A 13,110-nucleotide genomic window follows, 5' to 3' on the forward strand; every position below is an offset into this window, starting at 1 on the left:
GACATGACAGGACGCGCCTATTATGGCCCTTATCTGGACGATCAAGCGACCACTTCGCAACACCCGCTGTATCAGCACATCAAACGCCTGAACCAGATCCGCAAGGCGGTGCCGGCCTTGCAGAAAGCGCCGACCAGTCAGGTGAATGAATGGGGGGCTGGCATGAGCTATATCCGGGACTATAACAATGGAGAGAGTTATGCCGTGGTGGGATTAAGCAATGCCGGGCAGCAAACCATGACCATCACAGGCGTGCGAAACGGAACCTACCGCGATGCCGTGACAGGTAACCAGCTGACGGTATCCAACGGTACGATCAGTTTTACCGTGAAAGGCTACAGTGCCGGGATTTACGTGCTGAATGGTCCCGGGAAAATCGGCAGTGACGGTGAGTTCCTGCGTTAAAACGAAACAGCCTGCCAGCGATGGCAGGTTTTGCTCTGAAACACGGGCATGTGACTGATACAAGGGTGAAAAAAAATAATGGCAGGTTCAATCCTGCCAACTGTCATCACCCTGTATGACGGCGAGCGATCAGTGCTCGCCGTCGATTCACTTACTCACATTTCGACACCATGACGGCGTCGGGTAAGCCGTTATCCTGGAAAGTCAGGCTCCATACATAGCGTCCTGCTTCAGGGAGCATGGCAGCCGTGTCTTTGCCATAGCTGCCTGCCGTGAGAGGCGTTTCCTGACCCGGCCGGAGTTCCAGCCCTTCGGCCGTATACTGAGGCGACCAGTCCTGACTGGCGTACTGCATCCGGAAGCTGCCGGCCTGTTCACTGACCACGACCTGATACAGGTTCTGGCCTTTGTATTCGAACTGCCGGTTGGCTTTGTGCTTCCACCCTGAATCGGTGAAATCACCCACCACATACAGCGGTTTGCTGACCGGGCCTTGCTCATTCACTGTGGGATTATCACACTTTGCCATCAGGCCTGTGCCCGTCACGCTCAGGGCTTTGGCTGTCAGATCGACAGCAGGTTGTACCGGGGATGCAATGCGCAGAAAGCGTGCTTCAAAGCCATTGAGCGGAATATTGTAGTGTCCGCTGCTGAGGGGGAAGCGCTCACCGCTTTGCAAGTCAATCAAATCTCCGGCTGATCCCAGCGTGTCCGCATTTAAAGCCAGTTGTTGCGAAGCGTCTGTGGTGCTCACCAGATAAACCACGGCGTCCTGATCTTTTTGCTTGCGATCCACATAGACTTTGTCATTGGCCACAATGTTCAGGCGTTCACCTTGGGATAACGCCGGGTGCGCCGCCCGCATGGTCATCAGCTCAGTGACATAGGCTTTGAGATCGCGCTGGCGCGCATTCAGTGTGGTACTGACACCGTCAATTTTGCCACTGGAGCGGGCCACATGATCATCACACAAGCCCTGAATGGCGCAGATATCGCCCGGCACTTTCTCGGCAAAATCGTCAACCTGATCGCCAATTTCATCGCCGTAATACAAGGTGATGGGGCCGGTGTACGCGGCGAGGAAGGATAAGGCGGCTTTATGGCGCTGCCAGTATTGATCGTCGGTGGGCTCTGCAATATTGCCCCGTTGCAGTAAATCACCAAAGCGGACGAGATCATGGTTGCCCAGCATCAGATTGGGTCTGGCATGATCGGGATACAGACGATGTAAATCCATGCCTTCTGCCAGCCAGCTTCCGCCTTTGCCGCCGTTGCTGTTTTCATTCACGGCGAAGGTTTCCACTAACCGGTAGCGGACCGGGAAATCAAAGGCTGAACACAGTCCCGGTGCGCCTTGCGGGCCATAACCGGCCTGATTGATGACGTTCTCGTTATTCCATATTTCAGCCACCATGTAACCCAGCGGATGCACAGTCTCGCCACGGTGATTGACGTAAGTGACCGACTGCGAGGCTTCATCCACGGTCTTGCGAATGTCCTGCCAGGCATCAAGAGGCACCTGATAAGCCTGATCGAGTCGCCAGCCATCGATTCTGAGTGTTTTGATCCAGTAAGCTGCCACTTCCTGATAAAAAGGCAGGCTTTCCGGGTAGCTGACCGGATTGCTGCTGCCCACGGGCAGCTTTCCGGTTGGGGATGGCACCACATTCTCTTTGTGGTGGCCAAACACACCGTCAAAGAACACAGACAAACCCCGGGCATGGGCCTGATCGACCAATGCTTTCGCGGTCTCTAAGGTGCCAAATTTCGGATCAATCGAAAAATAATCGGTCGCATAATAGCCGGTTGCATCCAAACGGTCCGCCCAGTGATCCTGACCATTGATGGGTACCGAAGCAAACACAGGCGTCAGCCAGATCGCATTGACTCCTAACGACTGGATATAGTCCAGAGAGTCGATGATCCCCTGTAAATCGCCCTGATGATGACTGGTGCCATAGCCGGTGCCATGACCACGATTCGGGTCACCATCGATGAAGCTCTCGACCATGACCTGGTAAATTCGTAGCTGTTGGCTTTGCTCGGCAACGTTTGTGTTACAGGCATAAGGCGCAATGGTTGGGTTTTCGTCCGCAGATGGGGTTGAGCTTCCGCATCCTGCCAGGGCTGCTGCTATCAGTAATGAGAGTGTGGAATGAGCAATCCTTTTGTTCACGTTTCAATTCCTGTCGTTATTTTTTTGAATGTTTGATCTCTGTGTGTTTGTGGATACGTGCCCCTTCACATTCAGGGACACGTATCAAGGCAATTAACGGGGTTGGGTAAACACAGTCACGGCAGTGCCTTCAACCACCACACTGCCGGATAACCCCGTCTGATGACGGGCGCCTGAGGCATCGGCAACCAGTGTCCAGTCACCTGCAGGTAAGCTGATGGTTTGATTGTTGCCGCTGTTGTACACCACAAACAGCTGATGGGTGTCTTGCGGGTAGGTGATCAAACCTGTAACCAGTTGCCCGCCAAATTCAGCCGGCCGGGAAACTGTGAGGTAATTGGCGATGTCCTGATTGGAGGTCATACGCAAACCGGCGTGATTGCGGCGCAGTGCGATCAGTGCTTTGAAGTAATCGTAGGTGGCCGCATTGTCAGCTCGGCGCTGCCATTTAATGCTGTTAAAGCTGTCGGGCGCATTGTAGGTATTGTGGGTCCCGCCGTGTGCGCCGAAATTCCAGGCATCCGGATCACTCATTTGCTCGTTGTCGGTTTTGGTTCGCAAGAACTCGTCCCCGGCATGGACAAACCCGATGCCCTGGCTGGTCAGCACCATGCCCATACCAAAATTCACGACCCGTTTGGCGTAATCGAGACTGGCCGGTGGCGTCAGGCTGAGAATCTGGTGTGAGCTGTTCTGGACAACATTGCCCGACAGGCTCAAATACACCTTATCCCACAGCCCGAAATTATCATGGGCAGAAATATAGTTGATGCTTTGCTCCGGATCGGCGGCAAAGTTTCTGAACCAGGTGCTGTTGCGGCTGTCATTGGGATCGTAGGCTGAACCGCGCATGCCATCGTAAACAGACCAGCCCGCATCGGCGCTGTCCAGATTATTGAACATATAGCCGGTCCGGGTATCATCATTTGACCCTTTCAGGGCTTCGCGATACGCGCCGTTAAAGACGCCGACATGTTCTTGCACCATGTGATGCGTTGTGCCGTAGCGGACACGTTGTGCTTCTTTCGGATCGCTGGCGTAACCATTCCAGGGTTCACCGTAAAGCAGCAGATTGCGATCCGGGAATTGCTGGTTCAGCGCGCGTCCCCATTTCTCCACTTCCTGATAAGAGAAAATGCCAATCAGGTCGAAACGAAAACCATCAACGCCATATTCATCCACCCAGTAGGCCAGTGAATCCTGAATCATGCGGCTGACCATAGGCTGGTCGGCATCAATGGAATTACCTGTGCCGGACAGATCCGTGGGGGTGTAATAACTGTTGCTGATGTTTTCAAACATCTCTTTGGCGTAGGTGTGGTTGTAGACCACATCCATGATGACCCGGATCCCGGCTTTGTGAAATTCATTCACCATGGTTTTAAACTCGCTGGCACGTGCCTCGTAGTCGGTCGGCACCTGTGAATAACGCTCTTCCGGGACGTTGTAATTGCGCGGATCATAGCCCCAGTTGTAACAAGGATCGCTGTCAGGGAGTCCGTCGCAGGTGGCAAAGTCATAGACGGGCAGCAGCTGAACGTGAGTGATGCCCAGATCGACCAGGTGATCAATGCCCGTTTTCAGCCCGTTGTAACGGGTGCCGCTTTCAACCATGCCCAGAAACTTACCGCGCTTGTCTGCGCTGACGCCAGAGCTGGCATCGATAGTGAAATCGCGGACATGCACTTCATAAATCACGGCATCTTCGCGGTTCACCAGTGCAGGACGCTCAGCCCAGCCGCCAGCAGGGCCCGTGCGTGACATGTCCATCACAATATTGATGGCTTCACTGTCTCCTGTGCCGGGTTTTGCCATTTTGCCGTAGGGATCGCGCACCGGAATGCCATTGATCTTAAAGGTGTATTCGGCAAGGTGCAGATCGCCGCTGACGTCAACCTGATAGATATCGGTGTAGCCGTTGGCATCGCTCGCTTTACTCAGCGGATATTCGATCCCGTTTACGGTCACAGTGACATCGCTGTGATCCGGCGACCAGATCGAAAAAGTGGTTTTATCTGGCTGATAGTGTGCGCCGAGAGTAGGAGGTGTGGGGCAATCTGAGGTACAGGGATTTACGGGGGTGAGGGTATAGTGCAGTGTCTGGTCGTTCACCGTGACCAGGTATTCGCCGTTGGCCTGGGTATAGATATCATCGCCGGATGTGTCTAACACGCCGTCATTTTGATTGTCACCATAGTTTTGTGACCAGTCTCCGGTCAGATCAAACTTAAAACGCTGATTGGTTTGTCCGTCAAAATCAACCAACAGCGACCAGGTGTTGTTATCGACCAGGGTCATTGCCTCAGCGGCCCATTGATTTGCCGTGCCGCGAAAGTGCAGTGCCGGGAAGTTTTGCGCCAGAGACTGGCTGTCGCAACTGGCCACCGGCGTGGTGAGAATCGTCTGGCTGTCGGTGTAAAAGTCGATCCGGTAGCTCTGATCGCCGGCAACCGTGTAATCGCCGGCCGGGTAGCTTTCCTGCCAGTCGCCGTAGCGGTCGATTTTAAACCGCGGGCCGCCTGTGGCGTCTCCTTGCTGAAATGTCTGGCACGTCTGATAGTGAGTGGTCGCTATCTGTGTCATTGCTGCCGCATTCCACTGATTCGGGGTACCCCGGAAATACCAGTCGGCGAGTGCGGGGGTGCTTAACAGCGCCGCACCCGCAATAAGTGTAGGTAAGGTTCTCATTTCAATTTCCTTTTGCCGTCCTTTGTAAGAGAGAAAACTCCCGAACGGATCGCGTTATTGTTGATGGCGATTTGTTCGCTGACGGTGAGATTTCATCCAGCCAGGTGAGTTGTAAATAGCACAAAAAATAACGCTGAAAATGCCGTTTCCGGTGAAATTGAAGTGAAATGTGAACCGATTAACTCATTGTATGGCAAGAAAAAATTGAACTGTGATCCTGTTATCTCAGCCCCGGCCTACGCCCCCTTTTCTACGCCCTGAATGGGGAGAGACGATTGCTGGAGATTTGTTTCGGGGGCTGTTGTCTTTACATTGCGCTTATCCCACGCCCCGATAGGGACGTGGGTCATGCCAGAGAATATCTGCGGTTATTTTGCCGGGTATTCAGACCAGTTGCTGCCATCCAGGGTGACATAGTTTTTGCCCTGGACTCTGATGACCGTCGAGCCTTCGTTCTGAGCCACGACAGGCGTCGCAGGCAGATTCCCGATCAAAGCGGCCGGGTCAAAGTTGCCACTCAGGTATGGGTTTTGCTCCAAAACATTGGCAATGAGCTGAGATAACGCCAGATAGCTGGACGGTGCTGTTACGCGGGCTGTCTCGCCGGTACGGACGATGTCTTTGCCAAAGACTCTTAAGCCCACCGGGGTATGCACAATCGACGGTGACGGGATTTCCCGCATGCCGGTGATCTGCATCCGATCGCCTTTCATGCCGGCACCGTGTTCCGGCACCAGCACCACCACAATATTCCGACCCGATTGTTCCAGCGACTGGAAGAAAGCGTACAGATCGTCGAGCAGATTTTTCAGCCGCAATTTGTAGCTCACCAAGCCGGTGGATTGGTTGCCGTGAATGATTCGGTTACCGTCATGCAAAGAAATGGTGTTATAGAGCGCCACAACTTTGTCGCTGCCTTCCTGCTGGCGCTGCTGCCACCAGTGATTCAAGACGTCTTTGTCGCGGTAAATCGGCGCCCCGTCAAACGACTTCTGGTACGGGGAGAAATCCGTTTGCGGCATCAGATCTGCTGTCACGTTTCCTTCGGTTTGAATCAACTCAAGGAAATTGTCGAAGACCCCGTCGTGGTTCATCACCAGATTTTCTTCAAAACCCAATTGTTTCAGGTTGTCGAACAGGTAGCACTGCTGTGACGGCGCGCCCGCAAAAAGCTGGCTGTGGTTTTCCTGGCCGCAACTGGCTCGCAGCAGACGGATCACCGCGGGCCCGCTGTAGGAGGTTGCGGCATTAAACTGATCAAAAAGGACATCGAACTCTTTTAATAAGGGATGATCTTCCAGTCCGGCGATACGGATATCGTCCCAGGCCACCGAGCAGATGCTCAACAACAAAATATCGAACGGGGCCGCCTGAACGGCGCTGTCTTCAAAAAGAACCTGTCGCTTCGCTTCACGGGAAAAGAACTCAGAAACGTATTGGTTGAGTGAGGCATCATCGGTGCCCGCCGGCATGTTGGCAGCCGTTGTGTTGGTATTGCCGGCAGGTCGGGTGATCGGGGGATTGTTCTCAGATGTTCCCTGATCTGCAATCACAGGCGCTATCTGGCTTGAGGGCAGGCTGATGAACAGCATGGCCGCCATCACCAGTACGGAAACACGTAAAAAGCGATTGAGCAGGTGATAACCGATACAGACAGCAAACAGGCCCAAGAGTGCCTGGACAGAGATAAAACGCCCTGCCAGTTCAAACAGATAACCCCATTCGAAATGCATCAACTGGTTCATTTGCGCCCACAGACGATCCAGCGGCGGCAGAAAAGAGTCATAATGCAGCAGCCAGGCTGCCGTAGGCACAGCAATGATGAGCCTGACAGCGGCCAGCAGACGAGAACGCAGTGGCAGTAATAGAAACAGCGCCAGTGCGACGTTTTCCAGCGGGTGAAAATCAATTGTGCCCTGCAGATACAGGGCGAATTTTGCAATGAAATACACATTCCACCACCCCAGTCCTTGAACCGGTTGTGGTGAATGAGAAGCGAGTGGAATGGTCATAGTCTCTGCTTAATACTCGAGATTCAATCTTGGTCGAAGTAGCGGGGGCGTGCGAAATATCTGCGATAAAAACGCTTCCCCAGAGTGTTCAGGCGATTCAGGTAATAGCCCAGTACCATGCCTGTGAACAGGCTCAGCCCTGCCGTGAGCAGAAAATCATCGATGTTCATGATTCACCTTTGATTCGGATGGGTTTCGGGGTGGCAAAAAGCGCCGCCGCCTCAGGCTGGCGATTGCCTGTTGCTGCAAAAATGGCCGGCTCTGTGGTGATTTTTTTGATTTCAGCAGATACCGGCAAGGCTTCTTTGCCAATCACTTCCAGCTCTTGTTCAAGTTCATAGGGTGTCGTGATGATGTGAACAGCCCGGAAGAGATCCCGGACCGGAACATCAAAAATATGATTGAGCGCGGTCTGAATATCCGTCTGGCGAATGGCGCTGAACAGCACATACAGCGCGTGGTTGCAGGCGGTAATTACATCGCCGTCACGGCGGATATGGCACAGCCGCAGACATTCCTCCGGCTGCATGCCCGACAGCAATTTGAGCTGAATCAGCACTACACCCAGACGCGGAGAGGTAAACTGCTGCATCACGGTATGGCAATACTGGATAAATGTCTGATTATCCAGATAGCCCCTGGCGTGATAGTTCGGGTCATGGAACAAGAGTTCTTCCGTATTATCCGGCAGCGGGCGCGTCATGTACTGCCCCTGCATGGCTTCAACCTGGCTCATCATCCTGAGAAAGGGCAGGTGATAAGGCACGATTAGGTTCACACCGGCCAGTAACAGAAAGGTCTCATCTGTATATCGCAGGCATTGTCTGACTTCTCTGATGATGATCTTGAGCTGCGGGCCGGCTTGTTGCCGTAAGTGTAGGCAGTCGGCAGCCAGCTGACGGACCGCTTCCGGCGACTGACAGGACAGGATGACGGTGGCGGCATGCGGAATCTGTGGATCACGGATGATCGCGGCATTATTCGCTGCCAGCTGAACATGCGCAGGATGCGGTATATCTTCATCCAGCACATCCTGGCTCATGATGATCAGCGTTGAGTCATGCGGGTTGCTGAATGCAGGCATACCGGGCGCGGACACCTGCACCTCGGCCAGCGCATCCTGGGCTGTTTTCTGTAACACAAACCTTCTGTCGGACTGAATACCGTCCGGGTCCGCCCAGAAATGTACCTGGTAGCTGTATTTGTTGTCACTGATCATCGTCATGGACGCCAGTCCCGTCAGATGGCGATTCAGCGACAGCAAGGCCGGTGTGAATGAGCTTGCCGTCACCGAACCGTATATGAGTAATTGGATAGACAGCTCATGCTGAGTCGCGTATGCGTTCAGCTTGTTTAAAACTATAGTGAGATTATCTTTATTAATATGAGTGAAAAATATATCCGGTACAAAAAGAATAGCGAGTGATTTTTTGACACCTTTTAATTTAAGGATGTCATCCAGAAGCAAATGAAAATGGATACCATTTTTTGTTTTGTTCCTGTTCAGAAATAATCGCCGCTTACATTTTTCTTTTAATGTCGATGCGAGTTGTTCACCTTGCTCTGTGTTCAGGCCAGAGTAAAAGTTATCTTTATTAATAAAGCCGATGAACTGATTGTTTTTATTCTGTTTAATAATTGATTTCAGATAATCGATTGCCAGAGTTTTCTGGTCAAAAAGGTTCACATAAAGCGACGGAAAATTGTTTATTTCGATAAAGTGTGTAAAGTCTGGATTTGTAGACATATAAAATACCAGTTGCTCGCGATCGGCACTTTTCCCCGCTGTTTAAAGCATGCAGAGGCACTATCATTGTCAGAACGCGACAGAAAAAGATGTTACTAATATAATCAGATCATATAGAATTCGCTCAAAAAGTCGAATCATTCATCGGTCTCATCAGTCTATTGTCTGAAACTCAGAAGGAACTGTCGAGCTGCTTTGGGGTCAATGAATGAATCACGATATTTGATTATGAACTGAAAGGCATACATAATGAACTGAAATATGATCATGAAATCCCGGTCTTATCCGTCAGTATTTGTGTCGTCAGTTTTCGCTGATCAAATTAAAAATATGATTTTTTTGTGGATGAATGTTAATCACGAACAGTCATAAATATAATACAAATAAGTACTTGTTTGTTTTATTGAATATCATGTACTTAAATTAAAATTTGTATGAATGGCATTGATAAATTCTGTTAAGTAGTGGTGAATTATTGTGGTCATGCCAGCAAAAGATGTTGATGCAATTTATGCATCGTACAACATGACAAATCATGATTATGTTGAATTAAATGAAACTGAAAGTTATCGGAAAGTGAAAAACAAGTGGTTGATATTAAAAAGCAAAAAATCACTTCACGGGACCAACCAAGCGAATACAGAAAGCAGTCGTCAGGCTGATATTGCATGAAAAGGATCGGGATTCTCAGCTTACGTGGCGGTGCCGGGGCGACAACAGTCACAGCGAATCTGGCTCAGGCATTCGTGCACATGCAGAAAAATGTGCTGGCTGTGGATGCCGTTCCGGCCAATGTGCTGCGTCTTCATCTCGGTCTGCCGCTCCCCAGTGTGGCGGGGTGGGCCGGACACATGTGTGCAAATACTGACTGGCAGTCAGCGGGCTTTGAAAGTCCGCATGGTGTGACATTTTTACCTTTTGGCCAGCTCAGTTCACAGAATGCGCGGCAGTTTGAAGCGAACCGCAGTCATTATCTTGCTGAGATCATCGACGCGCTCGGGCGTGTTGACCTGGGTGACAATCAGGATCACTGGCAGCTGATTCACCTGGCCTCGTCGGATCTGATGAGACTGGAAGATGACGCTCTTGCGTCTTTGTTTGATGTCGTGCTGGTGGTGCTCACACCGGATGCCGCCAGTTACAGCGTGCTGCAAGATGTTGCTGATATCCAGGCGACGATCAACCGGGCTGCTGTCACTGCAAAAGTGCGTTATGTGCTGAATCAGTATCAGCCAGAAACCGAGATCAGCCGCGATTTCATGCTGGTGATGAAAAATGAGCTGGGCGCTGATCTGTCACCTGTCCTGTTACACAGAGATATTGCTTTGATGGACAGTGTGGCAAATCTGACGACAGTGCAGTCGTTTGCTCCAACCAGTCAGGCAGCAAAAGATTATCAGTCACTTGCCTTCTGGTGCATATCGCAACTATCAGCCTTGCAGCTTGTGTCCTGAGTTTATGTTCAACAGCTTAAATCTGATTTTTAAATCCTGGGTCATTGAGCAGTTTCAAGTGCAGACGCTTGCTTTTGAGCGCGAGCGCAATACGCCTGTCTCACGCACCGGACGTTTGATTCTCGGGTTGTGGTTCAGCTTTGCATTTGTGTGTCTCAAGCCGCAGATTGCCGGCGTACCGGCATGGCGTCTGCCTTTGATTTATTACCCGCATATCAACTTTGCCTCCCCCTCCTTGCTGGATCCGGTGCGTTTTGTCCTGCAGAGCCTGTGGCTGCTCTGTGTCAGGCCACAGTCGCCGGGTCATCTGAAAGCCCAGCTGCAAGCGGGAACACAGCAACTCATCCGCCGGGTGAAAGCGGTCTTTTATTTACCGTTCGGACGCATTTCCGGTCTGATCCAATGGCTGGAAATGAAAGCGACCGAGGCTGACACGGCCGATCTCAAGGCGGTCTTAAGAGAAACCAAAACCGGTCAGGTGATCAACATCCTGCTGCTGATCGCCGTGATCTTGCTGGCGCTGATCTGTTTCACCGTACCGTTCGGGCTGGAAGCCCAGATGGTTTTCGTCTTATTACTCTGGGCACTGGCCATGATGTGCCGGCGGATGCCCGGCCATTTTCCGACCCTGCTGCTGATCATCCTGTCGGTCACGGCTTCCTGCCGCTATTTGTGGTGGCGCTACTCATCCACCCTGAACTGGGACGATCCTCTGGCGTTCATGCTGGGTGTTTTGCTGTTACTGGCCGAAACCTATTCCTGGATCGTGCTGATTTTAGGCTACTTTCAGAATATCTGGCCGCTGAACAGAAAACCGGTTGCACTGCCGCCAGAGACCAAAGATTGGCCTACAATTGACGTGATGATACCGACTTACAATGAAGATCTGGATGTGGTGCGTGCCACAGTGTACGCCTCGCTGGGTGTCGACTGGCCAAAGGATAAGCTGAATATTTATATTCTTGATGACGGAAAGCGGGACAGTTTTCGCGACTTTGCCCGGGAAGTGGGCGTACATTACCTGCGACGGCCAACCAACGAGCACGCCAAAGCGGGCAATATTAACTATGCCCTGCAGCGCTCTCAGGGTGAATACGTCGCCATCTTTGACTGTGACCACATTCCGGCCCGAGCCTTTTTCCAGCTGACCATGGGCCTGTTTCTGAAAGATCCGAAACTGGCGCTGATTCAGACCCCACACCACTTTTTCTCGCCGGATCCGTTTGAACGTAATCTGGCTAATTTTCGCAATGTGCCCAATGAAGGCAACTTGTTTTACGGTCTGATTCAGGACGGTAACGATCTGTGGGATGCCACCTTCTTTTGCGGCTCGTGCGCTATTTTGCGCCGCGGGCCACTGGAAGAAGTCGGGGGTATAGCGGTAGAGACAGTCACTGAAGATGCGCATACCTCACTGCGGATGCACCGCTTAGGCTATCACTCGGCGTATCTGAAACAACCGATTTCAGCCGGTCTGGCGACGGAAACACTGTCGGCGCATGTTGGCCAGCGGATCCGCTGGGCCAGGGGCATGGCGCAGATTTTCCGGGTCGATAATCCGCTGACCGGCAAAGGACTTAAGCTGTCTCAGCGTTTGTGTTATGCCAATGCCATGCTGCATTTTTTGTCGGGGATTCCCAGAATTATCTTCCTGACCGCGCCGCTGGCGTTCCTGTTGCTGCACTCATTTATTATTTATGCCCCGGCGCTGGCGATCATTTTGTACGTGCTACCGCACATGGTGCATGCCAGCATGACCAATTCCCGGATGCAGGGAGAGTTTCGCTATTCATTCTGGGGCGAAGTGTATGAAACCGTTCTGGCCTGGTATATCGCCCGGCCGACCACGGTTGCACTGTTTGCACCCCATAAAGGGCAGTTCAATGTCACCGCCAAGGGCGGGCTGGTGAAAGAATCTCACTATGACTGGGTGATCTCCCGGCCTTATCTGGTACTGGTTCTGCTCAATATTATCGGACTCGGCATGGGGATTTACCGGCTGGGGTGGGGGCCGGAGAATGAAATGGCCACCGTGCTGGTCAACATTGTCTGGACCCTGTACAACCTGCTGATCCTCGGTGCGGCCGTGGCGGTGGCTGTTGAAGCCAAGCAGATACGCCGGGACCACAGGGTGGAAGTGTCTATGCCGGTGGCCGTCAGGCTGAAATCCGGACACCTGCTGCAGGCAGAAATGAAAGATTTCTCGCTCAGTGGTCTGCGGGTCCAACTGGGCGAGCGGGACAGTGAGCGGCTCAATGTCCAGGTGAATCAGAAACTGGAGGTTGTGCTGAGTCGTGGTCATCAATCCTATGTATTTCCGGCGACCATCGCCTTTAGTGGCAACGGCATATTGGGGCTTCAGCTCACTGAACTCAGCACACAGCAGCAAATCCAGTACGTGCAGTGTACATTTGCCAGAGCAGATATCTGGGCGAAGTGGCAGCAGTCTTATCAGTCGGATAAGCCGATGTCGAGTATGAAATCTGTGTTGCAGGTCGGCTGGAACGGATACCGCCGCCTGATTCAGCACAGCCCGGCACCAGTCGCTGCGCTGGCGCAGGGATTCTCTATCTTTGGCGGCCTGATTTGGTCGCTGAGACCCCGAAATGTCCCCAACAGGGCTTAAAA

Annotated in this window: 9 protein-coding genes; 4 read left to right on the plus strand and 5 right to left on the minus strand. The window is 52.1% G+C overall.

Annotated elements, in window-relative coordinates:
• Positions 1 to 3 precede the first annotated feature (3 nt).
• Positions 4 to 405, plus strand: coding sequence for a hypothetical protein (locus tag LN341_RS17380; RefSeq protein WP_234206317.1), 402 nt, complete (start codon positions 4 to 6; stop codon positions 403 to 405).
• Positions 406 to 556: 151 nt separating this feature from the next.
• On the opposite strand, the gene LN341_RS17385 is transcribed toward LN341_RS17380, so the two are convergent.
• The 5 genes from LN341_RS17385 to bcsE all read right to left on the minus strand — a co-directional run bounded on the left by LN341_RS17385 (position 557) and on the right by bcsE (position 9,028).
• A complete protein-coding gene (locus LN341_RS17385; RefSeq protein WP_234206319.1) occupies positions 557 to 2,581 on the minus strand; it encodes an alpha-amylase family glycosyl hydrolase in 2,025 nt (674 codons plus the stop codon).
• 93 nt (positions 2,582 to 2,674) lie between these two features.
• Positions 2,675 to 5,269, minus strand: a complete 2,595-nt coding sequence (locus LN341_RS17390) for an alpha-amylase family glycosyl hydrolase (RefSeq protein ID WP_234206321.1) — start codon at positions 5,267 to 5,269, stop codon at positions 2,675 to 2,677.
• A gap of 368 nt (positions 5,270 to 5,637) precedes the next feature.
• Positions 5,638 to 7,281 (minus strand): cellulose biosynthesis protein BcsG, encoded by a 1,644-nt coding sequence (gene bcsG, locus LN341_RS17395; RefSeq protein WP_234206323.1) that lies wholly within the window; start codon positions 7,279 to 7,281, stop codon positions 5,638 to 5,640.
• 23 nt (positions 7,282 to 7,304) lie between these two features.
• The gene (locus LN341_RS17400; protein ID WP_234206325.1) at positions 7,305 to 7,451 is read right to left on the minus strand and encodes a hypothetical protein; all 147 of its coding nucleotides are present in this window, start codon (positions 7,449 to 7,451) and stop codon (positions 7,305 to 7,307) included.
• Positions 7,448 to 9,028, minus strand: a complete 1,581-nt coding sequence (gene bcsE, locus LN341_RS17405) for a cellulose biosynthesis protein BcsE (protein ID WP_234206327.1) — start codon at positions 9,026 to 9,028, stop codon at positions 7,448 to 7,450. The genes LN341_RS17400 and bcsE overlap by 4 nt, the downstream gene beginning before the upstream one ends.
• 483 nt (positions 9,029 to 9,511) lie before the next feature.
• Between bcsE and LN341_RS17410 the strand changes: the two genes are divergently transcribed.
• From LN341_RS17410 to bcsA, 3 genes are read left to right on the plus strand one after another with little or no spacing between them, the layout of a single operon-like run.
• On the plus strand, positions 9,512 to 9,700 hold the full coding sequence (locus LN341_RS17410; protein WP_046221019.1) for a hypothetical protein: 189 nt from the start codon (positions 9,512 to 9,514) through the stop codon (positions 9,698 to 9,700).
• Positions 9,697 to 10,482 (plus strand): cellulose biosynthesis protein BcsQ, encoded by a 786-nt coding sequence (gene bcsQ, locus LN341_RS17415; protein ID WP_234206328.1) that lies wholly within the window; start codon positions 9,697 to 9,699, stop codon positions 10,480 to 10,482. Before LN341_RS17410 ends, bcsQ begins: the two co-directional genes overlap by 4 nt.
• A gap of 4 nt (positions 10,483 to 10,486) precedes the next feature.
• Complete coding sequence (gene bcsA, locus LN341_RS17420; protein ID WP_234206330.1) at positions 10,487 to 13,108, plus strand: UDP-forming cellulose synthase catalytic subunit; 2,622 nt, start codon at positions 10,487 to 10,489, stop codon at positions 13,106 to 13,108.
• Positions 13,109 to 13,110 lie beyond the last annotated feature (2 nt).

Origin of the sequence: Photobacterium sp. TLY01 (assembly GCF_021432065.1) — a bacterium.
GTDB lineage: Bacteria > Pseudomonadota > Gammaproteobacteria > Enterobacterales > Vibrionaceae > Photobacterium > Photobacterium halotolerans_A.

Coding starts and splice junctions, on each gene's coding strand:
- bcsE (WP_234206327.1), bottom strand. CDS start 9,028: ATGTCTACAAATCCAGACTTTACACACTTTATCGAAATAAACAATTTT.
- LN341_RS17410 (WP_046221019.1), top strand. CDS start 9,512: ATGCCAGCAAAAGATGTTGATGCAATTTATGCATCGTACAACATGACA.
- LN341_RS17400 (WP_234206325.1), bottom strand. CDS start 7,451: ATGAACATCGATGATTTTCTGCTCACGGCAGGGCTGAGCCTGTTCACA.
- bcsA (WP_234206330.1), top strand. CDS start 10,487: ATGTTCAACAGCTTAAATCTGATTTTTAAATCCTGGGTCATTGAGCAG.
- bcsQ (WP_234206328.1), top strand. CDS start 9,697: ATGAAAAGGATCGGGATTCTCAGCTTACGTGGCGGTGCCGGGGCGACA.
- LN341_RS17380 (WP_234206317.1), top strand. CDS start 4: ATGACAGGACGCGCCTATTATGGCCCTTATCTGGACGATCAAGCGACC.
- bcsG (WP_234206323.1), bottom strand. CDS start 7,281: ATGACCATTCCACTCGCTTCTCATTCACCACAACCGGTTCAAGGACTG.
- LN341_RS17390 (WP_234206321.1), bottom strand. CDS start 5,269: ATGAGAACCTTACCTACACTTATTGCGGGTGCGGCGCTGTTAAGCACC.